The organism is Pseudomonas algeriensis (assembly GCF_048847255.1).
Lineage (GTDB): Bacteria > Pseudomonadota > Gammaproteobacteria > Pseudomonadales > Pseudomonadaceae > Aquipseudomonas.
In genome coordinates this window covers 91,366-114,995 of sequence record NZ_JBKKRK010000009.1, presented here as the reverse complement: position 1 = coordinate 114,995, position 23,630 = coordinate 91,366, and the positions used below count along the sequence as shown (strand labels likewise).

Sequence of the window (23,630 nt, the reverse complement as noted above, 5' to 3'; positions counted from 1 at the left end):
GCGAATCGACTCAGCGGCGCGGGCGCGAGGCCTTGGCGGACTGGATGATGCGTTCGCGTTGGTGACGGATTTCGATGAGTTCGCTGCGCATTTCCCGGTGGCGTTTGCTATTGAGCAGCAATAGCCCCAGTAGCGGCAACAGCACTGCAAACACGTAAACACCTTGGTGCGGTCCATAAGCGAACGTCGGCAGCACCGCCGCCAGGCAAGCGAGGAAATAACCCGCCACGCACCAGATCGCCCAGGCGCGCCCGCGTGCGATCATGAGATTGCCCAAGACCAGGACACTCACTAGAGCCAAAGTGCCGAGACCAACGTAGTTGCTCCTGACGGAAGGCTCCAAGGCACGCCAATAAGTACCTGCGCACAAAACGAGCAGCGTAGACCCGGAAAAGCAGCCCAGAAAGATCGCCCCCATGAACACCGGAAAATAACGGGCGAGGAACTGCCTCAGTGATCCGCCGCCGATCATTCCGTGAACTCCTCATACAGCCCGACGGCAACAGTCTTCACGGCGCCATCACCGGTATAACTGCCGATGATCCCCAAAGCGCCGCCGAGAGAATCCTTTATCTGAGTCAGCGTGGCATGCCTGATTTCAGCGGAGGAATAACGCTTGGGCAAGGCGCCCGCTCGTTGCTGCAGTTTAAGCAGCTTGGCGGTAAGACTCGGATCTTTCAGGGTCAACAATTCCTTGGTCAGTTTACTGCGCTCCTGACGACTCAGGCCTTTGAGCAACTGATACCAGCTCTTCCCGGTGCCCGCTGCTTTGCTGGCCTTTAGCAGCCGAACAGTCGTGAGAGCCGAGCCACCGACGCCGACAAGGGAAACACCGTCAAGAATGGGGCTTACGATGTTGTACCAATCGGCGTCGTTCATCTCATCGTTGCCAGTAGGATTGGTCAACTCATTCGCCACCCGCATCCCGCCTATGACGCATTGCGCGGTACTGGCCGTCGCGGCAGCGGCGCCCAGCGCAACGACAAAGGCACTGGCCCCCGCCGTAAACGGCACAGCGACGCTCCCACTGAACACCACCACCCAACCGATGACAGCGGCGACACAGGAAAAACCGGCATTCATCGACTCAGTCCCGAGCTTTGACTCACGCGGGCTGCTTTTTACCTGATCGATGAATTGCTGCGGGGCGATGTACTTCTTGGCCTCGCGCAAGATGATTCGCTTGGGCGCGATGCTGCAAATCGGCTTGAATTCGCGCAGCGTCACTACGTTGTACTCGGAATCGATGTACACCACGCCCGCCCCGGCAATGTTGGGGTCGGCATCGATGGCGGCGAAAAGACGTGGCAGGTTGACCTGGCTTTCAATGCGTTTGCGGGCCATGAACTGGGAGAAGTTCAGGTCCATGCCGATGCCCGTTGTAGCGCTGCTCATATGAATCGTCCTTGAAAATCGATGGATTTAATTCTTTCCACGCTGAACCCCTGTGGCGAGGGAGCTTGCTCCCGCTCGGCGGCGAAGCCGTCGTAAACCGGCCGGCACGGTCTGCCTGGGAACATTGCATGGGATTGTTGGGGCCGCTTCGCAGCCCAGCGGGAGCAAGCTCCCTCGCCACAAAAAGCTATGCATCCGCCGTCACGCCGTTGGCGGTCGCCACGATAACAAACAGCCAGCACGCCCGCTAGAAAGCAAAACGCCAGCATTTAAGCTGGCGTTTTACGAGGTGGCGGGATGATCAGCGCGGCACGACAGGCTTGCGCGCCGGCTTGGGCCCCTTGCCCTTGGCCGCGTCCTTGCGCTCCTTGGCGGCCTTCTGGTTGCGGGCGAACGCGGCGGCCTTGGCCTGCTCGCGCTTGTCCCAGGCATTGCCGCCATCACTGGCGCGCGGAGGCAGGCCGGTGTGCTGGGTCAGGATCTTCGTGGTTTCCTTGCCCACTTTGTGGCTCCCAGCCGGCGTCGAGTTCTTGCGACGAGCGCTCTGGTAGCTGTCGGTCGAGGGCTGATGCAGCGGGATCAACTGATGCTTGCCCGGCCCGATCAGGTCGGCGCGGCCCATGCGGGTCAGCGCCTCGCGCAGCATCGGCCAGCCTTTCGGGTCGTGATAGCGCAGGAAGGCCTTGTGCAGACGGCGCTGGTCCTCGCTCTTGACGATGGTCACCGCGTCGCTCTTGTAGGTCACCTTGCGCAACGGGTTCTTGCCCGAGTGATACATGGCGGTGGCCGTGGCCATCGGCGACGGATAGAACGCCTGCACCTGGTCGGCGCGGAAGCCGTTGCCCTTGAGCCACAGCGCCAGGTTCATCATGTCTTCGTCGGTGGTGCCTGGGTGGGCGGCAATGAAGTACGGAATCAGGTACTGCTCTTTCCCCGCTTCCTTGGTGTACTTCTCGAACATCCGCTTGAACTTGTCATAGCTGCCAATGCCCGGCTTCATCATCTGGTTGAGCGGGCCTTCCTCGGTATGCTCCGGGGCGATCTTCAGGTAACCGCCGACGTGGTGCGTCACCAGCTCCTTGACGTATTCCGGCGACTCGACCGCCAGGTCGTAACGCAGGCCGGAGGCAATCAGGATCTTCTTCACCCCAGGCAAGGCCCGGGCGCTGCGGTACAGCTGGATCAGCGAAGAATGGTCGGTGTTCAGGTTCGGGCAGATGCCGGGGAACACGCAGGACGGCTTGCGGCACGCGGATTCGATTTCCGGGCTCTTGCAGGCGATGCGGTACATGTTCGCGGTCGGGCCGCCGAGGTCGGAGATGACACCGGTGAAGCCTGGAACCTTGTCGCGGATCTCTTCGATCTCGCGAATGATCGACTCTTCGGAACGGTTCTGGATAATCCGCCCTTCGTGCTCGGTGATCGAGCAGAAGGTGCAGCCACCAAAGCAGCCGCGCATGATGTTCACCGAGAAACGGATCATCTCGTAGGCCGGGATTTTCTCCTTGCCGTACGCTGGATGAGGAACACGTGCGTAAGGCATGCCAAACACGTAATCCATTTCTTCGGTGGTCATCGGAATGGGCGGCGGGTTGAACCAGACGTCGACTTCGCCGTGCTTCTGCACCAGCGCACGGGCGTTCCCCGGGTTGGTTTCCAGGTGCAACACACGGTTGGCGTGGGCGTAGAGCACCGCGTCGCCACGGACCTTTTCCACCGACGGCAGGCGGATCACGGTCTTGTCGCGGGTCATCTTCGGGCTCGCCAGGATCTGCACGACCTTGGCTTCGCTCGGGTCCTCAACCGGCCCCTTCTCTTGCTCGATGGCGCAAGCAGCGGTGTCCTGGGTATTCACGTACGGGTTGATGATCTTGTCGATCTTGCCCGGACGGTCGATGCGCGTGGAATCGACTTCATACCAGCCTTGCGGCGTGTCACGGCGGATGAAGGCGGTGCCACGCACATCGGTGATGTCTTCGATCTTGTGGCCGTAGGACAGGCGCTGGGCGACTTCGACGATCGCTCGCTCGGCGTTGCCGTAGAGCAGGATGTCGGCGCAGGCGTCGATCAGGATCGAGTTGCGCACCCGGTCCTGCCAATAATCGTAGTGAGCAATGCGGCGCAGGGACGCTTCGATACCGCCCAGCACGATGGGTACGTGCTTGTAGGCTTCCTTGCAGCGCTGGCTATAGACCAGGCTCGCACGGTCCGGCCGCTTGCCCGCCAGGCCACCTGGGGTGTAGGCGTCATCGGAACGGATTTTCTTGTCGGCGGTGTAGCGGTTGATCATCGAGTCCATGTTGCCGGCCGCGACACCGAAAAACAGGTTGGGCTCGCCGAGCTTCATGAAATCGTCTTTGGACTGCCAGTTCGGCTGCGCAATGATACCGACACGAAAGCCCTGGGCTTCCAGCAAACGACCAATGATCGCCATGCCAAACGACGGGTGATCGACGTAGGCATCACCGGTCACGATGATGATGTCGCACGAATCCCAGCCGAGCTGATCCATCTCCTCCCTGCTCATGGGCAGGAACGGCGCCGGGCCGAAACATTCGGCCCAGTACTTGGGATAGTCAAATAACGGCTTGGCTGCTTGCATGTCGATGACCGGTATAAAGGATGAAAAATCGCGGGCGCGGAATATAGCACAAAAAATAACCAATTGTGGCGAGGGAGCTTGCTCCCGTCCGGCTGCGCAGCCGCCGGATATCCCACACAGCTCGATTACAAGTACAACTGGGTCTGCTTGGCAGCCCAGCGGGAGCAAGCTCCCTCGCCACAAAGGCTGATCAAGAAAACAGGTTATTCGTCATCATCAAAATTGTAGCTACCCGGCGCCAGGTTTTCGAAGCGTGTGTATTTGCCGATGAAGGCCAGGCGAACAAAGCCGATCGGGCCGTTCCGCTGCTTGCCGATGATGATTTCGGCGATACCCTTGTGCTCGGTCTCCGGGTGATACACCTCGTCACGGTAGACGAACATGATCACGTCGGCGTCCTGCTCGATCGCTCCGGATTCCCGCAAGTCGGAGTTCACCGGGCGTTTGTTCGGACGCTGTTCCAGCGAGCGGTTCAACTGGGACAGGGCCACCACCGGGCAGTTGAATTCCTTGGCCAGGGCCTTGAGGGAACGGGAGATCTCGGAAATCTCGTTGGTCCGGTTGTCACCGCTGGACCCGGGGATCTGCATCAATTGCAGGTAGTCGATCATGATCAGCGCGATGTCGCCGTGCTCACGCACCAGGCGGCGGGTCCGGGCGCGCATTTCCGATGGGCTGATCCCCGCCGTGTCGTCGATGAACAGCTTGCGGTCGTTGAGCAGGTTGACCGCCGAGGTCAGGCGCGGCCAATCGTCGTCTTCCAGCTGGCCGGAACGGACCTTGGTCTGGTCGATACGCCCCAGGGACGAGAGCATACGCATGATCAGCGATTCGCCTGGCATCTCGAGGGAGTACACCAGCACCGCTTTGTCGCTGCGCAGCACGGCGTTTTCCACCAGGTTCATCGCAAAGGTCGTCTTACCCATGGACGGACGGCCGGCGACGATGATCAGGTCGGACGGCTGCAGGCCGCTGGTCTTCTCGTCGAGGTCGGTGTAGCCAGTGGACAGACCGGTGATGGCGTTGTCGGTGTTGAACAAGGTGTCGATGCGGTCGATGGCCTTGGTCAACAGGTCGTTGACGCTCACCGGGCCGCCGGTTTTCGGTCGTGCCTCGGCGATCTGGAAGATCTGCCGCTCGGCTTCGTCGAGGATCTCGGCGGCGGTGCGTCCTTCCGGGTTGAACGCGCTGTCGGCGATCTCGGTGCTGATGCCGATCAGCTGACGCAAGGTTGCCCGCTCGCGCACGATCTGTGCGTACGCCTTGATGTTGGCGACCGACGGTGTGTTTTTCGCCAGTTCGCCCAGGTAACCGAGGCCGCCGACTTGGGACGTCTGCCCTTCCTTGTCCAATTGCTCGGCCAGGGTCACGACGTCGATCGGCATGTTCTGGTCGGCCAGCCTGGCGATCGCGCGGAAAATCAGGCGGTGGTCATGCCGGTAGAAATCGCCGTCGGAAACTTGATCGAGCACACGCTCCCAGGCGTTGTTGTCCAGCATCAGGCCACCGAGCACGGCCTGTTCGGCCTCGATGGAATGCGGAGGCACCTTCAGGGCAGCGGTTTGCAGATCATATTGCTCGGGGGCGGTGATTTCGTTCATGGCCACGTCTGGTTATGAAATTCAGCAATTGCAGAAAGACAAAGGGCACGACCTGTAGACAGGATCGTGCCCGATGTTACCGGCAAGCACCCGAGGGTGCCAGCCGACAGGTGTTGCTTAGGCTGCTACCACGACAACGCGTACGGTGGCTTCAACTTCGGCGTGCAGGTGCACGGCTACGTCGAATTCGCCTACGTTGCGGATGGTGCCGTTCGGCAGACGAACTTCGCTTTTCGCAACTTCAACGCCGGAGGCGGTCAGTGCGTCAGCGATGTCGTGAGTACCGATCGAACCGAACAGCTTGCCTTCGTCGCCAGCGGTGGCAGTGATGGTCACTTCCAGCTCGGCCAGTTGGGCAGCACGGCTTTCAGCCGATGCCTTACGGTCTGCGGCGGCTTTTTCCAGCTCGGCGCGACGCTCTTCGAACGCAGCCAGGTTGGCAGCGGTCGCAGCGGTGGCCTTGCCGAAAGGCAGCAGGTAGTTACGACCGTAGCCGGCCTTAACGTTTACTTTGTCGCCCAGGTTGCCCAGGTTGGCGATTTTTTCCAGAAGGATCAGTTGCATGTGAAAATCCTCTAACTTTTAACCTTCACCGTTCGCGTTGTCGGCGTCTTTCGGCGCCATACGACCGCGAAAATCAATCAGGCTGTCGACGATGGCCAGGACCACCAGCAACGGATAGATCAGCTGCATGAACAGCAGCAACGTGACGTACAACCCCACCAGCCAGAATCTGGCCAGTCGCTTTTGCGCCACCAGCCCGTGAATCAGGGACAGGGCGGCAAAGACCAGCGGTACACTGCACAACGGCGTGAGCATTGCCATCTGCGGACCGAAGTTCGGCCCCAGAAGCATGCCCGCCAACAGCAACATCGCCAGCCCAAGCGGGAAACGGATGGCGCGAAACTCGCGACCAAAACCACCCGGGTTGTACAACAACGCCTGCCAGTAGCGCCCGATAACCAGGCTCAGCACACTGACGATCTGCAACAAGGCCGCAATCAGTCCGGTCAGGACGGGGGCGATCAGGGACGCGAAACGCGCCTGCTCTTCTACCGACATCCGTTGGTAGAGATCACCGAGTGCCTCGGGCAGGATTTTTATCAAAGCCTGCGACAGCATCTCGATCTGGGGCGCAAAAGCCACCCCGAGCACCACTGAAAACACCACACCTATCGCTATGCTGACCAGCAGCACGCGGTTCCAGGATTCGCTGGCGCGCAACACCAACGCCAGCGCCGAAGACCCCAGCAGCACCATGACTGCACGCGGGTCCGCGGAATACATCCACCAGAGCAAGGCTGGCAGAAGTCCCAGAGCAAGAACGCCCAAGGCGTCCCTCAATCCGCGCCGCAGGAGTACAAGACTCCCGGCGGCAGCACCCAACCAGTACAACAACGGCAATGCCGCACATCCAGCCACTACCAGAGTGGCCTGCATACGTCCCCGCATGATGAAGTCAGCTAAGGCGCGCATGCATTCAATCCCTTACTACTTGTCGACTGCCCGGTCTCAGCGGCCGTGGCTGTCGGTGTAGGCCAGCAGGGCCAGGAAGCGGGCGCGCTTGATAGCGGTGGCCAGCTGACGCTGATAACGAGCTTTGGTACCGGTGATACGGCTTGGAACAATTTTGCCGGTCTCGGATACGTAGGCTTTCAGAGTGTTGAGATCTTTGTAATCGATCTCTTTCACGTCTTCAGCGGTGAAGCGGCAGAATTTACGACGACGGAAGAAACGTGCCATGTGATTGGCTCCTTAAAAGGTCCGTGGATTACTCGTCAGCGTTATCGCTGTTGTCGCTGTCGCTATCGCTGTCATCGCCTTCGGCGCTGTCAGAATGCTCAGGACGGTCGCGACGCTCACGGCGCTCACTGCGGTTTTCTTCAGCCTTGAGCATCTCGGATTGGCCAGTGATGGCTTCTTCGCGACGGATGACCAGGTTACGGATCACTGCATCGTTGTAGCGGAAGTTGTCTTCCAGCTCGGCCAGGGCCTTGCCGGTGCACTCAACGTTCAGCATCACGTAGTGAGCCTTGTGAACATTGTTGATTGCGTAGGCCAGTTGACGACGGCCCCAATCTTCCAGACGGTGGATTTTGCCGCCGTCTTCTTCGATCAGCTTGGTGTAACGCTCAACCATGCCGCCGACTTGCTCGCTTTGATCCGGGTGGACCAAAAAGATGATTTCGTAATGACGCATGAATGCTCCTTACGGGTTGTAGCCTGCCGCTCAAAAACGGTCAGACAAGGAGTGAATGACACTTATGGACTTGAGGACGCTAGACACATAAGTGCCTGCCATCACAGCAAGGGGCGCAATTGTAGAGAAGGGTCGAGGGCGGCGCAAGGCAATTGGTGATTATTTGAACAACCGCATTTGCCCCTTACACAAAACCAATGTGGGAGCGAGCTTGCTCGCGATAGCGGTATCTCATTCAACATAGATGCCGAATGTCAGACCGCTTTCGCGAGCAGGCTCGCTCCCACAGAGGTTACTGCAAGATCAGTTTTTTTTGGCGGCCGACTTGGCGCCACGCTGGCGCTGGGCCTCGAACAGGCACACACCGGTGGCGACCGAGACATTGAGGCTGCTGACGCTGCCGGCCATCGGCAGCTTGACCAGGTAATCGCAATGCTCGCGGGTCAGACGGCGCATGCCCTTTCCTTCGGCGCCCATGATCAGGATGGTAGGGCCGGTCAAGTCCTGGTCATAAATACTGACCTCGGCCTCGCCCGCAGTGCCGACAACCCACAAGCCGCGCTGCTGGAGCTTTTCCAGGGTGCGCGCCAGGTTGGTCACTGCCACCAACGGGATAACTTCCGCAGCGCCACAAGCGACCTTGCGCACGACCGGCGTCAATGTCGCGGACTTGTCCTTGGGCACGATCACCGCCAACGCACCGGCGGCGTCCGCCGAACGCAGGCAGGCGCCGAGGTTGTGCGGGTCGGTCACGCCATCCAGTACCAGCAACAACGGCGCGCCTTCGGTGCGATCGAGCAGCTCGTCGAGCATCGCCTCGCCCCAGACCTGACTCGGGCTGACCTCGGCCACGACGCCTTGATGCACCCCTTCGACCCAGGCGTCCATCTCGCGCCGCTCGGCCTGACCGACCGCAACGCGGTTTTCGCCGGCCAGCTCGACCAAGGTCTGGACCCGCGGGTCGCTACGACCTTCCGCCAACCAGATCTGCTTGACCCGCTTGGGGTGGTGACGCAACAACGCCTCCACGGCATGCACGCCGTAGATTTTTTCCAACTGACTCATGATTTGGCCTTGGGTTTACGCGCCCCGCCACTCTTGGCAGGGGCCGAGCCTGCTTTCGGCGGGCCTTTACGGTGTTTGCTCGGCTTGCTGCTCGCCTTCTCCGGAGCCGACCGTCCGGCCTTGCTCCCGGACGCCGCTTTACCGCCGCTCTTGGCTTCGGCCAGCAAGGCCTGTTTCATCTCGCGACTCTTACGCAATTCGGCGTTTTTCGCCGCCGCATCGCTCGGACGATAGGCTTCGCCGGCCTTTTCCTTGGCCGGACCGCGACGTCCGGATTTGGACGGTGCGGGCTCGGCGGCGGTCTTGGCGGCAGGCGCTGTGGTTTCGGCGCCACGCTTCTTGCGGCCGATCGGTGCGCTGATGGTTTTTTCCGCCATCTCGAAGTCGATCTTGCGTTCATCCAGGTCGACGCGCATCACCCGTACTTCGACGGTATCGCCAAGACGGAAGCTGCGACCGGTGCGTTCGCCGGCCAGGCGGTGATGCACAGGGTCGAAGTGGTAGTAGTCACCCGGCAGCGCGGTGACATGCACCAGGCCTTCGACGTAGATATCGGTCAACTCGACGAACAGGCCAAACCCGGTCACGGCGGTGATCACGCCCGGGAACGACTCGCCAACGCGATCCTTCATGTACTCGCACTTGAGCCAGTTCACCACGTCGCGAGTCGCTTCGTCGGCGCGCCGCTCACTCATCGAGCACTGCTCGCCGAGTTGCTCCAGAGCCGCTTCGTCGTACGGGTAGATACGCGCCTTCGGAATGGTCATCGCACCGGCACGCTTGACGTGCGGGGTGTTCATCTTCGAATGGATCACGCTGCGGATGGCCCGGTGCGTGAGCAGATCGGGATAGCGACGGATTGGCGACGTGAAGTGGGTGTACGCCTCGTAGTTCAGGCCGAAGTGGCCCTGGTTGTCGGCGCTGTACACCGCTTGGCTCAAAGAACGCAGCATCACAGTCTGGATCAGGTGGAAGTCCGGACGGTCCTTGATACTCGCCAGCAGGGCTTGGTAATCCTTCGGCGTCGGACCTTCCTTGCCTTTGTGCAGGGACAAGCCAAGCTCACCGAGGAAGGCCCGCAATTTTTCCAGGCGCTCCGGCGGCGGGCCGTCGTGGACCCGGTACAAGGCAGGGATTTCATGCTTCTTCAGGAACTCGGCGGTAGCGACGTTGGCCGCCAGCATGCATTCCTCGATCAGCTTGTGGGCATCGTTGCGCACGGTCGGCCGGATTTCGGCGATCTTGCGCTCGGTACCGAAGATAATCCGGGTTTCCTGGGTTTCGAAATCGATCGCGCCCCGTACGTGACGCGCCGCCAGCAATACCTTGTACAGCGAATAGAGCTGCTTGAGGTGCGGCAGCACATCCGTGTATTCACCACGAAGCTTGCGCGACTCGGCCAGCTTCGGCGTTTCCAGCATCGCGCTGACCTTGTTGTAGGTCAGGCGCGCGTGGGAATGGATCACGGCTTCATAAAAGCAGTAGTCAGTCATCTCGCCGGCTTTGGAGATGGTCATCTCGCAAACCATGGCCAGGCGATCGACATGGGGGTTGAGCGAGCACAAGCCGTTGGACAGTTGCTCTGGCAACATCGGCACGACGCGCTCGGGGAAATACACCGAGTTGCCGCGCACCTGAGCTTCAGCGTCCAGCGCCGAGCCGAGCTTCACGTAGCTGGAAACGTCGGCAATGGCCACATACAACTTCCAGCCGCCGGAGAACAGGCGCAACTTGCCGGGCCGGGCTTCGCAGTAGACCGCATCGTCGAAGTCCCGGGCGTCTTCACCGTCGATGGTGACGAACGGCAGGTGACGCAGGTCGATGCGCTTTTCCTTGTCCTTCTCTTCGACTTCCGGCTTGAGCTTGGCGGCCTCTTTCAGGACCGCTTCAGGCCAGACGTGAGGAATGTCGTAGGTGCGCAGGGCAACGTCGATTTCCATGCCCGGCGCCATGTAGTTGCCGACCACTTCCACCACATCGCCCTGAGGCTGAAAGCGCGGGGTTGGCCAGTGAGTGATCTTCACCTCGACGAACTGCCCGATCTGCGCGTTGGCGTTGCGACCTGGGGTGACCAGCACTTCCTGCTGGATCTTCGGGTTGTCGGCGACGACGAAGCCGATGCCACCTTCCTCGAAATAACGTCCCACGATGGTTTCGTGCGCACGGGACACCACTTCGACGATCACGCCTTCACGGCGCCCGCGCCGGTCCAGGCCGGACACCCGGGCCAGCGCACGGTCGCCATCGAACACCAGGCGCATCTGCGCCGGGCTCATGAACAGATCGTCGCTGCCATCGTCGGGGATCAGGAAACCGAAACCGTCGCGGTGACCGGCGATACGGCCCAGGATCAGGTCGAGCTTGTCGACCGGAGCATAGGTGCCACGCCGGGTGTAGATCAGTTGAGCATCGCGCTCCATGGCACGCAGACGGCGGCGCAGGGCTTCGAGCTGGTCCTCGGTGGTCAGGCCGAACTCTTCGACCAGTTGCTCACGGCTAGCAGGCGAACCCCGATCGGCGAGATGCGCCAGGATCAGTTCGCGGCTAGGAATAGGGTTTTCATATTTTTCCGCTTCACGAGCGGCCTCGGGATCGAGGGACTGCCAATCGGCCATTAGAGAGTTTTCACCTTGTCTATATGCGGGTTAGTTTGGCATAGGCGTAATGAAACGGGAAATTTCAAGCAGCAGATGCCTTTTCTAAAGTCTTTCGACAGGCCTTTGAAGCCCCTGATTGCACCGCTCGTGAAATTTAGCGTTTTTTTTGTTCCTGGGGGTTTACAGTTAAAAACACGCTCCGTATAGTGCGCGCCATCGACGACGCACTCACGTTGCCGATATTGCCCAGATGGTGAAATTGGTAGACACGCCAGCTTCAGGTGCTGGTGACCGCAAGGTCGTGGAAGTTCGAGTCTTCTTCTGGGCACCAATTTCGAGCAGCAGGTCAACGGCCTGCCAGCCTCACAAAAACCCGCGAAAGCGGGTTTTTGCGTTTCAGGCCCCTGGAATGTGTTTGGCAATTATCAAAATAAAAACAGGGGTTTACAGATCAAAACGCGCTCCGTATAGTGCGCCACATCAACAGCGGCAACGCTGCAGATGCTGCCCAGATGGTGAAATTGGTAGACACGCCAGCTTCAGGTGCTGGTGACCGCAAGGTCGTGGAAGTTCGAGTCTTCTTCTGGGCACCAAATTCAAGCTTCAAGGTTATACGCCTTGAACCTCACAGAAACCCGCGAAAGCGGGTTTTTGCGTTTCCGGCACCCGAAAACTCCCTCGCCACAACGCACATGAGAAACAATATCGTTTATCATTGTTACAAGTTTTTGCTACACGACAGTGAGGAACCCCGCGAATGATGTTTCGAACCACCCTGCGCCGCGCCCTGACCTGCACCCTGCTCGGCCTGACCCTCGCAACACCCCTCACCCAAGCCGCCGACAAAATTGAACTGACACTCTATAACGGCCAACACAAAGAAGTCGGCGATGAACTGGCCAAGGCCTTCGAAGCCAAGACTGGTATCCACGTCAACGTTCGCAAGGGCAGCAGCAACCAGCTCGCCAGCCAAGTCGTCGAGGAAGGCGACCGCTCCCCGGCCGATGTGATCTATACCGAAGAATCGCCGCCGCTGAACAAACTTGGTGAACAAGGTCTGCTGGCGAAGATCGACGATGCGACCCTCAACGTGCTTCCCAAGGATTATGTCGCCAGCAACGGCTCCTGGATGGGCGTGACCGCTCGCGTTCGCGTGGTTGCCTATAACCCCAAACTGATCGATGAAAAGGACCTGCCGAAAACCGTCCTCGATTTCGCCCAGCCACAATGGCAAGGCAAGGTCGGCTTCGTACCGACCAGCGGCGCATTCCAGGAACAAGCCGTTGCGATCATCAAATTGCACGGCAAGGAAGCCGCCGAAGAATGGCTCACCGGGCTACGTGCGTTCGGCAAGGTCTACAGCAACAACATGGTCGCCCTCAAAGCCGTGGAGAACGGTGAAGTGGCAACGGTCCTGGTGAACAATTACTACTGGTTCGCCCTGCAGCGGGAGAAGGGACAGCTGGATTCCAAGCTGCATTACTTCACTGGCGGTGATGCCGGTGGCCTGGTCACCGTCTCCAGCGCCGCGGCACTGAAATCCAGCAAACACCCCAAGGAGGCCCAACAGTTGCTTGCCTATATGGCCAGCGAGGAGGGGCAGCGGGTGATTACCCAGACGTCCGCCGAATATCCTTTGCACAAGGGCATGACGTCGGATCGCGGCCTCAAGCCGTTCAATGAACTGGAGCCGCCAAAAGTGACGCCCGCCGACCTGGGTAACGCCGAAGAAGCATTGGAGCTGGAACGTGAAGTCGGCTTGAACTGATGACGTCGTCGCTGAGCGCCTCTCCTCCAGCCGGGGTTTACGTGCCCCGGCGCAAGCGCCCCTCGATCGGGTTGCTGCTGCCCGTGCTGCTGCTCGTTTTGCTGAGCCTGCTGCCACTGCTCTACGTCGTCACCAAGACCTGGCAGGCCGGCTGGACCGAGGCACTGCATCTGTTGTGGCGGCCCTATGTATTCGGCTTGCTGCGCAACACCTTGGCGTTGATGGCCGGCGTCACGCTGGCCTGCGGCATCGTCGGCCTGTCCCTGGCCTGGCTGCTGGAACGCAGCAACCTGCCGGGGCGTCGGATCTGGGGCGTTGTCTTGTGCCTGCCGTTCGCCGTGCCGGCGTTTGTCAGCAGCTTCACCTGGGTATCCCTCAGTGCGCAATTCGAGGGATTGGGCGGGGCGATCCTGGTGATGACCCTGTCCAAATACCCACTGATTTTCCTCCCCGCGGCCGCAACGCTGCGCAACCTCGACCCGTCCCTTGAAGAGTCTGCCCGCACCCTGGGGCAAAATCGCTGGGGCGTGTTCTTTCGCGTCACGCTCCCGCTGCTCTGGCCTTCGCTGCTGGCCGGTTCGTTGCTGATTGCCCTGCACATGCTGGTGGAGTTCGGCGCACTGTCAATCATCGGGCTGCAGACCTTCACCACAGCCATCTATCAACAATTCGAGCTGGAATTCAGTAACGCCAATGCCGCCATGTTGTCGGCGGTGTTGCTGACGCTGTGCCTGGTCCTGTTGTGGCTGGAACTGCGGGTGCGCGGCAAGGGGCGCCATGTGCGCACCGGGCAAGGCGCGGCACGCCAGGCCGAACAAGTACGCCTGGGCCGGTGGATGCTTTGCGGTCAACTGTATTGCCTGGCGTTGGCGATCATCGGCAGCGGTATCCCGCTAGGAATGCTGGCGTATTGGCTGGCCGTGGGCACTTCCGCGGCATTCCCGGCGGGCGAGATCGGCGAAGCGCTGCTGTCGTCCCTGGCGCTTTCGCTGGGCGGCGCCGCCCTCTGCCTCGTATTGGCGGTACCGGTGGGCCTGCTGGTGGTGCGCCACAAGGGGCGGCTGGCGATCTGGGCCGAGCGCCTGCCCTACTTGCTGCACGCGCTGCCGGGCCTGGTCATCGCCCTGAGCCTGGTGTATTTCGCCCTGCACTACGTGCCCGCGCTGTACCAGACTTCCGGCCTGCTACTGATTGCCTATGCGCTGCTGTTCCTGCCGCTGGCCCAAGCACCGGTGCGTACGGCGCTGAACAAGGCCGCCCCACAACTGGAAGAAGCGGCGCGGACGTTGGGGGCTTCGTCGCTCGGTGCGTTTTGTCGGGTGACCCTGCCGATCATCTTCCCGGCCCTGGGCGCGGCGTTCGCCCTGGTGTTCCTGGATGCGATGAAGGAATTGACCGCGACGCTGTTGCTGAGCCCGACCGGACTCAATACGTTGGCGACGGCGGTCTGGGCACATACGTCGAATGTGGAATTCGCAGCGGCGGCGCCCTATGCGGCGCTGTTGATTCTGGTGTCGGGGTTGCCAGTCTATTTGCTGACGACGCGGATGTATCTGAGTCGCTGAGTCCGCTTTCGCAAGCAGGCTCGCCCCCACAAAGTTGGTGTGGACACCCGTTTTGTAAACGGCAATAAACCTGTGGGAGCGAGCCCGCTCGCGAAGGGCCCGCCACAACCTCGAATCAAGCCCTGAACTGACCCAGGCTGGCCTTCAACTGCGCCGCCAGTTTATCCAGCACCTTGCCGCTGGCCGTGGTCTCGACCACCGCCTGGGCAGCCTTCTCGGCCTGGGCGTGGATGGTCTCAACCCGGCCGCGTACCGCTTGCGCGCCCTGGGCTTGATGCGCGGCTGCTTGAGTCGCCAAGCCGATGGCCGCGTGAACCTGCTCGACCGACGCCTGCACCGACTGCTGCAGCCGCGCGCTGTCACGCAACACTGACAGACCTTCATTGGCCTGCCGTCCCGCTTGGCCGATGGCCGCCACGGCTTCGCGCGCGCCTTGTTGCAAGGCCACGATGTGCGCCTGGATATCGCCCGTCGAGCTCTGGGTCTTGCTTGCCAGCGCCCGCACTTCATCCGCCACCACCGCGAAGCCGCGTCCGGTCTCCCCGGCGCGCGCCGCCTCGATGGCCGCGTTCAGCGCCAACAGGTTGGTTTGCTCGGCAATACCATGGATCACCGTCAACACGACTTCGATCTGCTCGCTCTGCTGGGCCAGCCGCTCGATGACTTTCGCCCCCGTGTCGACCTGCCCGGCCAACGCTTCGATCAAGCCGCCGACCTTGGCTGACGTGCGGGTGGTTTCATCGGTGGCCTGACGGATCTCCGCTACCTGTTGCAAGGCCGCCTGCATCGCCTGGCTTTCCGATTGAGCCTCATCGGCCATCTGCGACAGCGCACGCAGGCTCTCGGCCACTTCATCGCGCTGCATGCCGGCCGCCGCGTCGGCGCCCGAGTTGCGCAGCGTCATCGCGCCGATCTCCTGACCGGTACGCTGGGCCACATCGCCCGCCTCGCGCACGATGGGTTGCAATTTATCCACAAAGCGGTTGACCGCCGAAGCCATGTCGCCGATTTCGTCTTTGCTGTTTATTTGCACGCGCTTGGTCAGGTCACCCTCGCCCGCCGCCAGATCGTTCATCGCGGCGATCAACAACTTCAAGCGATTGACCACCCGACGCCCCAGCACCACGGCCAACAACACCAACACGCCCAACCCTACCAACGCCAGGCCCAGGCCGATGCGCCAACGCAAGGTCTCTGCGGCTTCTTGAACCGTGACGGCGGTATTGGTCTGCATATCGGTGGCGGTGGCCTGCGCCGAGCCCAGGCGGCCACGCATGGCTGCGGCACTGTCGGCAGCCGCGCCCTTGAGGCTGTCGCCCACCAATTGATCGCTGCTGGCAATCAGCGCGGAGAAGCGCTGGTCGAGCGCCTTGAGGTCGGTTTCCACCGAGGCGGTGGAAACGCCCATCAGCACCTTGCCGATCTCGACGCCATTAGGGTTGATCGACGCTTCGAGGTAATAAACCGATGGATCGTTCTTCGCCGCATCCAATACTTTATCCAGCGCCCGATCGCCCTTGCCCTTTTCCAGCAGGGCCTTGTTGATCGGATTTTCCCGGTTCAGGTAGCGAGTCAGGTGTTCCCCTGCGGCGTCGTCATAGATGACGAACAGTACATTGGGATTGCGCTGGGCCCGACGGGCGAATTCGGACAGGGTGGGCACGTCGCTGTCCCACATCGCCCGGGGCGCGACCGAGGCCAGAAGCTGCGCCATATCATTGGCGGAATCCCTCAGGTCTTTTTCCAGGGTCGCACGCAGTTGAGCCTGCTCTTCCTTCAGACGGGAAGACAACCCCGCGGTCAATCGCTGGCGGGTACTGGTGGACAAGCTGTCCAGGCTGGAGGTGACTTCTCGCCCAGCCTGCTCCAACTCACCCGCCAGTTTCTGGCTGTCAACGCCCAGGCGCGCGCCCAGGTCGGACTCAAGCGCGGTGACCGTGCTTCGGGTCAGCGCAACGGCCACCAGCACCTGCACCAAAAGGGCGATACCGAGGGTAACGAAAACAGGCCGCAGCAAACGGCTTTGTAACAGTGAGAGAACGGCCGACACGTGAAATCCCTCTACCAAACGCCATTAATTTGATGGCACGCCTGGAAGGGGTGCCTTAATGGAGATGCGTAGCAAGTGTCATGCCGCCCGACAGGCAGAAACGACAAAGGGCTCCATAAGGAGCCCTTTGCTTGTTACATCAATAACTTATCAGGCAAAAGGATGACGCAGAACGATGGTTTCGTTGCGGTCCGGCCCCGTCGAAATAATGTCGATCGGCGCGCCGACCAACTCTTCGACGCGCTTGATGTAGTTGCGCGCGGCCACTGGCAGCTCTTCCAGGGTCTTGGCACCCACGGTGGACTCGGTCCAGCCTGGCATCTGCTCGTAAACCGGCTCCAGGCCGATGTAGCTGTCGGCGTCGGTCGGTGCGTCGATGACAGCGCCGTCCTGGTTCTTGTAACCCACGCAGATGTTGATGGTTTCCAGGCCGTCCAACACGTCCAGCTTGGTCAGGCAAAGGCCCGAGATGCTGTTGACGTCGATGGCGCGACGCAGGATGACGGCGTCGAACCAGCCGCAACGACGGGCACGACCGGTGGTTGCACCGAACTCGTGGCCACGCTTGGCCAGGAACGCACCGACGTCGTCGAACAGCTCAGTCGGGAACGGCCCCGAACCGACGCGGGTGGTGTAGGCCTTGGTGATGCCCAGGATGTAGTCCAGGTACATCGGGCCAAAACCCGAACCGGTGGCGATGCCGCCAGCGGTGGTGTTGGAGCTGGTGACGTACGGATAGGTGCCGTGGTCGATGTCCAGCAGCGAGCCCTGGGCACCTTCGAACATGATGTCCTTACCGGCGCGGCGCAGCTCGTGCAGCTCGGCGGTGACGTCGAGCATCATCGGCTTGAGCAACTCGGCGTATTCCATGCACTCGTCCAGGGTCTTCTGGAAGTCGATGGCCGGCTCTTTGTAGTAATTGACCAGCACGAAGTTGTGGTAATCCAGCAACTCGCCCAGCTTGGCGGCGAAACGCTCACGGTGGAAGAGGTCACCGATCCGCAGGCCACGACGGGCCACCTTGTCTTCATAGGCCGGGCCGATGCCGCGGCCGGTGGTGCCGATCTTCAGCTCGCCACGGGCCTTTTCACGGGCCTGGTCCAGCGCAACGTGATAGGACAGGATCAGCGGGCAGGACGGGCTGATGCGCAGGCGCTCGCGCACCGGTACGCCTTTCTCTTCCAGCTTGATGATTTCCCGCAGCAGGGCGTCGGGCGCCACCACCACACCGTTGCCGATCAAGCACTGCACGCCTTCGCGCAGCACGCCCGATGGAATCAGGTGCAGAACGGTTTTTTCACCGTCGATCACCAGGGTGTGACCGGCGTTGTGGCCACCTTGGTAGCGCACTACGGCGGCAGCATGTTCGGTCAGCAGATCAACGATCTTGCCTTTGCCCTCATCACCCCACTGGGTGCCCAGGACTACGACATTCTTACCCATAACACTTGTCCTCATTCGCGCAAACTTGGTGCCGGCTCCAGGCCGGCAGGAAAACTCAAGAAGCCAGCGGCAATACTTGCCAAAGCCCGTTCTGCTGAATCAATTGCCGGTCGCAGTCCGCTTCACGGGCGGCGGCCAAAGGTTGCCCAGGCAAGGCCTGGACGACACGCTGACCCTCACTGCGCAACTGGCAGACCATCTGCCAGAGTGCCGCATCCGTACTGTCAGGCATCCAGATACCGCCGGACGGTAACTCGATTTCAGCACGCCCCAGGGTCACCAGGGTTTTCAAATCGGTAGAGAAGCCGGTCGCCGGACGGGCGCGACCGAAGTCGGCGCCAATGTCGTCGTAGCGACCGCCCTGGGCGATGGACTGGCCAACGCCCGGTACAAACACTGCGAACACCACGCCAGTGTGATAGTGATAGCCGCGCAGCTCACCCAGGTCGAAATACAGCGGCAGCTCCGGGAAACGCACCGACAGACGCTCGGCAATCGCCAACAGGTCGTCCAGCGCCGCCAACACCGGTGCCGGCGCGCCGGCCAAGCGTTCGCGGGCCGCGCCCAGCACTTCACGGCCGCCGCAAAGATCCACCAATGCCCGCAACATGCCGGACAGGTCGCTCGGCAGCCCTTCGGTCAGGCTGATGACTTCATCGATGGCCTTGCGCTGCAAGGCGTCGAACAACCGCTGCTCCACTTCACCGGACAAACCGGCCGCACGGGCCAGGCCACGGTAGATGCCGACATGGCCCAGGTCCATGTGGACATCCGGCACGTCGGCCAGTTGCAGCATGGCCAACATCAGGCTGATGACTTCCACGTCACTGACTGGGCTGGCGTCGCCATAGAGTTCGGCGCCCAACTGGATCGGGCTGCGCGAAGACGACAAGGCACGCGGCTGGGCATGCAGGACACTGCCGGCGTAGCACAGACGGCTCGGGCCTTCGCGGCGCAATGTGTGGGCATCGATGCGTGCCACTTGTGGCGTGATGTCGGCCCGAAAGCCCATCTGCCGGCCCGATTGCGGGTCGATAACCTTGAAGGTGCGCAAATCCAGGTCCTGGCCCGCGCCGGTCAGCAGGGATTCCAGGTACTCGATATGCGGAGTCACGACGAATTCGTAACCCCAGCTCTGGAACAGATCCAACACCTGCCGACGCGCTACTTCGATACGCGCGGCTTCCGGTGGCAGTACTTCTTCGATGCCATCTGGCAGCAGCCAGCGGTCTACCGTTGCCATTACGCCATTCCCCTATGGTCCGGGCGGCCAGCTTTCGGGCTGGCCTTGAGTGAAGCAGAAAATGCCCGCGTCATGCGAAAAACCGCAAACAACGCGCAAGGGCGACGTGACGAATGGCCCTGGATCGGCCTCGCCAAGCACTTTCCTCGAAAAACCTGTCGGGTCATTCAACCCGACGCCTGCACCGTATAAACCACAATCGAACGCGCAGACGCAAAAAAGCCGGGAATTTCCCGGCTGCCGCATCATACACACGTTTTCCCAAAGGATCACCCCGCCCGACGTTTTAGCCGCCGGGCGGAGTGCTTCAGGTCAACGTCGCATCAAGGCTTGGCCTTTTCCAGGTAATGGAAAAAGTCACTGCTTGGGTCCAGGACCATGACGTCGGATTTGTTCGCGAAGCTTTCACGGTAGGCACGCAGGCTACGGTAGAACGCGTAGAACTCCTGGTCCTGGCCATAGGCCTTGGCGTAGATCGCAGCGGCCTGGGCATCACCATCACCACGGACCTCTTCCGATTCACGATAGGCTTCGGCCAGCAGCACGCGGCGTTGACGATCGGCGTCGGCACGGATGCCCTCGGCCAGCTCGTTACCTTTTGCGCGGTGCTCGCGGGCTTCACGCTCACGTTCGGTGCTCATGCGCTCGAACACGCTGCGGTTCACTTCCTTCGGCAGGTCGATGGCCTTGACACGGACGTCGACCACTTCGATACCCAGCTCTTTTTCCGCCATCGCGTTCAGCGAGCGGGTGATGTCTGCCATGAGCGCGTCGCGCTCACCGGACACCACTTCGTGCAGGGTACGTTTACCGAACTGGTCACGCAGGCCCGACTCCAGGCGACGGGACAAACGTTCGTCGGCGATCTGCTTGAGACCAGAGGTCGCGGTGTAGAAGCGCTCGGCATCCTTCACGCGCCACTTGGCGTAGGCATCGACCATCACGGCTTTCTTTTCCAGCGTCAGGAAGCGCTGCGTCGGTGCGTCCAACGTCATCAGGCGCGCATCGAACTTGCGCACCTTGTTAACGTACGGCACCTTCACATGCAGCCCTGGCTGGACATCAGCCTGGACCACGCGACCGAATTGCAGCAACACCGCGCGCTCGGTCTGAGCCACGATATAGAAGCAGTTCCAGGCAGCGATCGCCACGACGACGCCGACAATAAGGGCGATCAGCGATTTATTGCTCATCAGCGACTCTCCCTGGTACGTGCTTGCTGTTGCTGCAGGTCCGCCGCCGCGCGGGCATTGGCTTCATTGCTGGCGGCTGCCGCCGCGCCGGTTGGCGGTGTGCCGGTGTTGCGACCACTCTCGACCATCTTGTCCAGCGGCAGGTACAGCAGATTGCTCTGGCCGTCCTTGTTGCCGGTCACGAGGACCTTGCTGGTGTTGCTGAAGACTTCCTGCATGGTGTCCAGGTACAGGCGCTGGCGCGTGACTTCAGGCGCCTTGCGATACTCGGCTACCAGTTTGGTGAAGCGATCAGCCTCACCCTTGGCGCGGGAAACCACTTCGTCGCGATAACCGTTGGCATCTTCGATGATGCGCTGGGCCTGACCACGGGCTTCCGGCACAACGCCGTTGGCATAGGTTTCGGCCTGGTTGCGCGAGCGTTGCTCGTCTTCACGGGCGCGGATCACGTCGTCAAAGGCTTCCTGCACTTCGCGCGGTGCCGCTGCGCTCTGTACGTTGACCTGGGTGACCGTGATACCGGTGCGATAGGTATCGAGGAACCGTTGCAGGCGCTCCTTGATTTCGCTGGCCATCAGCTCACGACCTTCGGTCAGCACCTGGTCCATGGCGGTAGAACCCACCACGTGGCGCAGGGCGCTTTCAGTCGCGTGTTGCAGGCTGATCTCCGGCTGGTCAACGTTGAGCACGAAGTCCTGCAGGTTGGTGATCTTGTACTGCACGGTCAGCGGCACTTCGACGATGTTCTCGTCTTCGGTCAGCATCTGGCCCTGCTTGGAGTAGGCACGCTCGCGCGTGACGTTTTCCATGTACTTCTGGTCGATCGGCGGGAAATAGATGTTCAGGCCCGGGCCGACGGTTTCGTAGTATTTGCCGAACCGCAGCACCACGGCCTGCTCCTGCTCGTCCACGACATACACCGCGCTGTACAGCCAGACAGCCGCGAGCACGACAAGGCCGATGCCGAGCAGGCCGAAACCGCCGCCCTTGCCCGGACGGCTGCCGCCATCGTCACCGCGTTTCCTACCACCACCGAACAAACCGTTCAGGCTGTCCTGCAGCTTGCGGAAGGCCTCGTCGAGATCCGGTGGTCCCTTGCGGTCGCCGTTGTTACGACGCTTGCCGCCCCAGGGATCCTGGTTATTCGAGTTGCCACCCGGCTCATTCCAAGCCATAGCGCTCTCCATCTGATAAAGCAAAGACGCACCCACGGCGCGCCGGCCAATGCTACAGAATGCCTGACACAGCTTTCTCAGGCTTTTATTGCAAAGTGTGTTGCTCGATGAATTCCATCGGCTGGAGCCCTTCGCGACTGACCAGCCGGTTCAGTTCCGACCGAGGCAGGCGAACGGCCAGCAGGCAGATGCCTTCTTCGTCGTGTTCTTCTTTCTGCACCGCCCCCAACTCGAAAAACTGCGCACGCAGCCGGGCAAAACGCTGCGGCAGCTTCAAGGTGCCCACAAACAGGTCATCGCCCAGCAGTTCCGCCACGGCCTGTTTGAGCAGGTCCAGGCCACTGCCATCACGGGCCGAAAGCCAGACCCGCTGCGGCTTTCCGTCGGCATCGCGCTGGATCTGCGGCTCCACGCCTTCGAGCAAATCGAGTTTGTTGTATACCTCGAGGATCGGCAAGTCCTGGGCCCCGATCTCTCCCAGCACCACCATGACCTGTTCGATCTGCAGCATCCGGTCCGGTTCGGCGGCATCGATCACGTGCAGCAGCAGGTCGGAGTTGCTCGACTCTTCGAGCGTAGCCCGGAAAGCCTCGACCAGCTTATGCGGCAAATGCCGGATGAAACCCACGGTATCGGCCAGCACGATGGGCCCGAGGTCGCTCAGGTCGAGCCGACGCAAGGTCGGGTCGAGCGTGGCGAACAACTGGTCGGCGGCATAGACATCGGATTGGGTGACGTTGTTGAACAGGGTTGATTTGCCGGCGTTGGTATAACCCACCAGTGAAACCGTCGGGATGTCGGCCCGCTTGCGGCCGCGCCGCGATTGCTCGCGCTGGCTGCGGACTTTCTCCAGCCGCCCTTTGATCTGGCGCAGGCGAACCCGCAGCAGGCGCCGGTCGGTTTCCAGCTGGGTTTCACCCGGGCCCCGCAGGCCGATACCGCCTTTCTGGCGCTCAAGGTGAGTCCAGCCGCGGACCAGCCGCGTGCTCATGTGCTCAAGCTGGGCCAGTTCGACCTGGAGCTTGCCTTCATGGGTACGCGCGCGTTGGGCGAAGATATCGAGAATCAGCCCGGTGCGGTCGATCACGCGGCACTCGAAGACACGTTCGAGGTTGCGTTCCTGACTGGGCGTGAGGATGTGATTGAAAATCACCAGATCGATGTGCTCGGCTTTGACCAGGTCGCGCAACTCCTCGACCTTGCCACTGCCGATCAGGAATTTGGCGGTTGGCCGATGACGCGGCACGTTGAAAAACGCGACGGTCTCGGCGCCGGCCGAAATTGCCAATTCCTGAAACTCCTGCGGATCTTCGCGCGCCTCAGGGTCCTGTCCTTCCAAGTGAACGAGAATGGTCCGCTCACCACCACCGTGGCGCTCAAAGAACAAAGGAGGCTCCTATCAAGCGTTACCCGGCTCAGCGTCACCGCCTTCGGATTCGGTTGCGCTAGGCAGACGAATCGGACGAACCGGCACCACTGTCGAGATAGCGTGTTTGTAGACCATCTGGCTGACGGTGTTCTTCAGCAGGATGACGAACTGGTCGAACGACTCGATCGTGCCTTGCAGTTTGATCCCGTTGACCAGATAGATGGACACCCCAACTTTCTCTTTACGTAAAGTGTTCAAGTAAGGGTCTTGTAGCGAATGCCCTTTTGACATGTGCCGCACTCCTTTAAGGATCAATTATAAAAATCGGAATTCAGATGGCTTGGGCCGTCACACCCCCAAGGAT

At 61.0% G+C, this 23,630-nt stretch carries 19 protein-coding genes, 2 tRNA genes and 1 pseudogene; 4 read left to right on the top strand and 18 right to left on the bottom strand.

Annotation, left to right across the window (positions count from 1 at the left end):
* Nucleotides 1-10: 10 nt before the first annotated feature.
* From ACLK1G_RS15530 to rnr, 10 genes are all read right to left on the bottom strand, one after another.
* Nucleotides 11-472, bottom strand: coding sequence for a hypothetical protein (locus tag ACLK1G_RS15530; RefSeq protein WP_420766202.1), 462 nt, complete (start codon nt 470-472; stop codon nt 11-13).
* Nucleotides 469-1,395 carry an Ssp4 family T6SS effector gene (gene ssp4, locus ACLK1G_RS15525; RefSeq protein WP_420766201.1) on the bottom strand — a complete coding sequence of 309 codons (927 nt, stop codon included), beginning with the start codon at nt 1,393-1,395 and terminating at the stop codon, nt 469-471. Before ssp4 ends, ACLK1G_RS15530 begins: the two co-directional genes overlap by 4 nt.
* A 301-nt stretch (nt 1,396-1,696) precedes the next feature.
* Nucleotides 1,697-3,997, bottom strand: a complete 2,301-nt coding sequence (locus tag ACLK1G_RS15520) for a YgiQ family radical SAM protein (RefSeq protein WP_420766200.1) — start codon at nt 3,995-3,997, stop codon at nt 1,697-1,699.
* 203 nt (nt 3,998-4,200) lie between these two features.
* Complete coding sequence (dnaB, locus tag ACLK1G_RS15515; protein WP_420766199.1) at nt 4,201-5,598, bottom strand: replicative DNA helicase; 1,398 nt, start codon at nt 5,596-5,598, stop codon at nt 4,201-4,203.
* Nucleotides 5,599-5,715: 117 nt separating this feature from the next.
* Nucleotides 5,716-6,162 (bottom strand): 50S ribosomal protein L9, encoded by a 447-nt coding sequence (rplI, locus tag ACLK1G_RS15510; protein ID WP_003186385.1) that lies wholly within the window; start codon nt 6,160-6,162, stop codon nt 5,716-5,718.
* 18 nt (nt 6,163-6,180) lie between these two features.
* The gene (locus tag ACLK1G_RS15505) at nt 6,181-7,074 is read right to left on the bottom strand and encodes a YybS family protein (RefSeq protein ID WP_420766198.1); all 894 of its coding nucleotides are present in this window, start codon (nt 7,072-7,074) and stop codon (nt 6,181-6,183) included.
* Nucleotides 7,075-7,110: 36 nt separating this feature from the next.
* Nucleotides 7,111-7,341 carry a 30S ribosomal protein S18 gene (gene rpsR, locus ACLK1G_RS15500; protein WP_002551829.1) on the bottom strand — a complete coding sequence of 77 codons (231 nt, stop codon included), beginning with the start codon at nt 7,339-7,341 and terminating at the stop codon, nt 7,111-7,113.
* Nucleotides 7,342-7,369: 28 nt separating this feature from the next.
* Nucleotides 7,370-7,798 carry a 30S ribosomal protein S6 gene (gene rpsF, locus ACLK1G_RS15495; protein WP_420766197.1) on the bottom strand — a complete coding sequence of 143 codons (429 nt, stop codon included), beginning with the start codon at nt 7,796-7,798 and terminating at the stop codon, nt 7,370-7,372.
* A 303-nt stretch (nt 7,799-8,101) separates the two neighbouring features.
* Entirely contained in the window at nt 8,102-8,863 is a 762-nt protein-coding gene (gene rlmB, locus ACLK1G_RS15490) for a 23S rRNA (guanosine(2251)-2'-O)-methyltransferase RlmB (RefSeq protein ID WP_420766196.1), read from the bottom strand.
* A complete protein-coding gene (gene rnr / locus ACLK1G_RS15485; protein WP_420766195.1) occupies nt 8,860-11,478 on the bottom strand; it encodes a ribonuclease R in 2,619 nt (872 codons plus the stop codon). The genes rlmB and rnr overlap by 4 nt, the downstream gene beginning before the upstream one ends.
* A 226-nt stretch (nt 11,479-11,704) precedes the next feature.
* On the opposite strand from rnr, the gene ACLK1G_RS15480 reads away from it, so the two are divergent.
* The 4 genes from ACLK1G_RS15480 (at nt 11,705) to ACLK1G_RS15465 (ending at nt 14,793) form a co-directional block, all read left to right on the top strand.
* Nucleotides 11,705-11,791 (top strand) — tRNA-Leu (locus ACLK1G_RS15480).
* A gap of 175 nt (nt 11,792-11,966) precedes the next feature.
* Nucleotides 11,967-12,053: transfer RNA gene (locus tag ACLK1G_RS15475), tRNA-Leu, on the top strand.
* Nucleotides 12,054-12,217: 164 nt separating this feature from the next.
* Nucleotides 12,218-13,228: an extracellular solute-binding protein gene (locus tag ACLK1G_RS15470; RefSeq protein WP_420766194.1), complete on the top strand. Its 1,011-nt coding sequence runs from the start codon at nt 12,218-12,220 to the stop codon at nt 13,226-13,228.
* Complete coding sequence (locus ACLK1G_RS15465) at nt 13,228-14,793, top strand: ABC transporter permease (RefSeq protein WP_420766193.1); 1,566 nt, start codon at nt 13,228-13,230, stop codon at nt 14,791-14,793. The genes ACLK1G_RS15470 and ACLK1G_RS15465 overlap by 1 nt, the downstream gene beginning before the upstream one ends.
* 115 nt (nt 14,794-14,908) lie before the next feature.
* Here the strand turns inward: ACLK1G_RS15465 and ACLK1G_RS15460 are convergent, their stop codons facing one another.
* The 8 genes and pseudogenes from ACLK1G_RS15460 to hfq all read right to left on the bottom strand — a co-directional run bounded on the left by ACLK1G_RS15460 (nt 14,909) and on the right by hfq (nt 23,557).
* Nucleotides 14,909-15,613 (bottom strand): methyl-accepting chemotaxis protein, encoded by a 705-nt coding sequence (locus ACLK1G_RS15460; protein WP_420766316.1) that lies wholly within the window; start codon nt 15,611-15,613, stop codon nt 14,909-14,911.
* A 201-nt stretch (nt 15,614-15,814) separates the two neighbouring features.
* Nucleotides 15,815-15,868: pseudogene (locus ACLK1G_RS15455) on the bottom strand (hypothetical protein); the annotation flags it as partial.
* Between the two features lie 1,125 nt (nt 15,869-16,993).
* Complete coding sequence (locus tag ACLK1G_RS15450) at nt 16,994-18,286, bottom strand: adenylosuccinate synthase (protein ID WP_003186407.1); 1,293 nt, start codon at nt 18,284-18,286, stop codon at nt 16,994-16,996.
* A 55-nt stretch (nt 18,287-18,341) separates the two neighbouring features.
* Complete coding sequence (locus ACLK1G_RS15445; protein ID WP_420766192.1) at nt 18,342-19,529, bottom strand: ATP phosphoribosyltransferase regulatory subunit; 1,188 nt, start codon at nt 19,527-19,529, stop codon at nt 18,342-18,344.
* A 323-nt stretch (nt 19,530-19,852) separates the two neighbouring features.
* Complete coding sequence (hflC, locus tag ACLK1G_RS15440; protein WP_420766191.1) at nt 19,853-20,722, bottom strand: protease modulator HflC; 870 nt, start codon at nt 20,720-20,722, stop codon at nt 19,853-19,855.
* Nucleotides 20,722-21,897, bottom strand: a complete 1,176-nt coding sequence (gene hflK / locus ACLK1G_RS15435) for an FtsH protease activity modulator HflK (RefSeq protein ID WP_420766190.1) — start codon at nt 21,895-21,897, stop codon at nt 20,722-20,724. Before hflK ends, hflC begins: the two co-directional genes overlap by 1 nt.
* A gap of 85 nt (nt 21,898-21,982) precedes the next feature.
* A complete protein-coding gene (hflX, locus tag ACLK1G_RS15430) occupies nt 21,983-23,284 on the bottom strand; it encodes a ribosome rescue GTPase HflX (RefSeq protein WP_420766189.1) in 1,302 nt (433 codons plus the stop codon).
* Between the two features lie 12 nt (nt 23,285-23,296).
* Nucleotides 23,297-23,557 (bottom strand): RNA chaperone Hfq, encoded by a 261-nt coding sequence (hfq, locus tag ACLK1G_RS15425; RefSeq protein WP_003186419.1) that lies wholly within the window; start codon nt 23,555-23,557, stop codon nt 23,297-23,299.
* Between the last annotated feature and the right edge of the window lie 73 nt (nt 23,558-23,630).

What these genes read in the sequence shown, in the direction of transcription:
- ACLK1G_RS15530 (WP_420766202.1), bottom strand. Translation starts at nt 472, where the DNA reads ATGATCGGCGGCGGATCACTGAGGCAGTTCCTCGCCCGTTATTTTCCG.
- ssp4 (WP_420766201.1), bottom strand. Translation starts at nt 1,395, where the DNA reads ATGAGCAGCGCTACAACGGGCATCGGCATGGACCTGAACTTCTCCCAG.
- ACLK1G_RS15520 (WP_420766200.1), bottom strand. Translation starts at nt 3,997, where the DNA reads ATGCAAGCAGCCAAGCCGTTATTTGACTATCCCAAGTACTGGGCCGAA.
- dnaB (WP_420766199.1), bottom strand. Translation starts at nt 5,598, where the DNA reads ATGAACGAAATCACCGCCCCCGAGCAATATGATCTGCAAACCGCTGCC.
- rplI (WP_003186385.1), bottom strand. Translation starts at nt 6,162, where the DNA reads ATGCAACTGATCCTTCTGGAAAAAATCGCCAACCTGGGCAACCTGGGC.
- ACLK1G_RS15505 (WP_420766198.1), bottom strand. Translation starts at nt 7,074, where the DNA reads ATGCGCGCCTTAGCTGACTTCATCATGCGGGGACGTATGCAGGCCACT.
- rpsR (WP_002551829.1), bottom strand. Translation starts at nt 7,341, where the DNA reads ATGGCACGTTTCTTCCGTCGTCGTAAATTCTGCCGCTTCACCGCTGAA.
- rpsF (WP_420766197.1), bottom strand. Translation starts at nt 7,798, where the DNA reads ATGCGTCATTACGAAATCATCTTTTTGGTCCACCCGGATCAAAGCGAG.
- rlmB (WP_420766196.1), bottom strand. Translation starts at nt 8,863, where the DNA reads ATGAGTCAGTTGGAAAAAATCTACGGCGTGCATGCCGTGGAGGCGTTG.
- rnr (WP_420766195.1), bottom strand. Translation starts at nt 11,478, where the DNA reads ATGGCCGATTGGCAGTCCCTCGATCCCGAGGCCGCTCGTGAAGCGGAA.
- ACLK1G_RS15470 (WP_420766194.1), top strand. Translation starts at nt 12,218, where the DNA reads ATGATGTTTCGAACCACCCTGCGCCGCGCCCTGACCTGCACCCTGCTC.
- ACLK1G_RS15465 (WP_420766193.1), top strand. Translation starts at nt 13,228, where the DNA reads ATGACGTCGTCGCTGAGCGCCTCTCCTCCAGCCGGGGTTTACGTGCCC.
- ACLK1G_RS15460 (WP_420766316.1), bottom strand. Translation starts at nt 15,613, where the DNA reads ATGGCCGATGAGGCTCAATCGGAAAGCCAGGCGATGCAGGCGGCCTTG.
- ACLK1G_RS15450 (WP_003186407.1), bottom strand. Translation starts at nt 18,286, where the DNA reads ATGGGTAAGAATGTCGTAGTCCTGGGCACCCAGTGGGGTGATGAGGGC.
- ACLK1G_RS15445 (WP_420766192.1), bottom strand. Translation starts at nt 19,529, where the DNA reads ATGGCAACGGTAGACCGCTGGCTGCTGCCAGATGGCATCGAAGAAGTA.
- hflC (WP_420766191.1), bottom strand. Translation starts at nt 20,722, where the DNA reads ATGAGCAATAAATCGCTGATCGCCCTTATTGTCGGCGTCGTCGTGGCG.
- hflK (WP_420766190.1), bottom strand. Translation starts at nt 21,897, where the DNA reads ATGGCTTGGAATGAGCCGGGTGGCAACTCGAATAACCAGGATCCCTGG.
- hfq (WP_003186419.1), bottom strand. Translation starts at nt 23,557, where the DNA reads ATGTCAAAAGGGCATTCGCTACAAGACCCTTACTTGAACACTTTACGT.